The sequence below is a fragment of the Streptomyces caelestis genome (assembly GCF_001279005.1).
In the GTDB taxonomy this organism is placed as follows: Bacteria; Actinomycetota; Actinomycetes; order Streptomycetales; family Streptomycetaceae; genus Streptomyces; species Streptomyces heliomycini.
This window is the reverse complement of the sequence record NZ_LGCN01000093.1, coordinates 1-359: the sequence shown is the minus strand read 5'-3', so window position 1 is coordinate 359 and position 359 is coordinate 1. Positions and strand designations below refer to the sequence as shown.

Annotated in this window: 1 pseudogene; it reads right to left on the bottom strand. The window is 71.9% G+C overall.

Going from position 1 to position 359, the window contains the following annotated elements:
* A pseudogene (locus ADK41_RS39005) lies at window positions 1-359 on the bottom strand (transposase); the annotation flags it as partial.

Genomic DNA, 359 nt, shown 5'->3' with positions numbered 1-359 from the left:
GCGCAGCCACTTCAGCCTCTCGGCGGAGTGATACGCCTTGTCGGCGCGGAGCCTGCCGGGCCGGCGTCTGCGGGGGCCGCGCCGGGAGCGGATGGCGGGTATGCCCAGCACCAGCGGCAGGAGCGCCTGGCTGTCATGAACGTTCGCCCCCGAGACGCCAAGGGCGAGAGGGAGGCCCTGGGCGTCGGACAGGACATGGAGCTTGCTGCCCTTCTTGCCCCGGTCGACCGGATTGCGCCCGGTCAGCGATCCCCTTTTTTCGCGCGGACGGAGGCGGCGTCCACGATCGCCGAGGTCCAGTCCACCTCGCCGCGGGCGCCGAGTTCGTCCAGAACGGCCTGGTGCAGCCGTCGCCACAG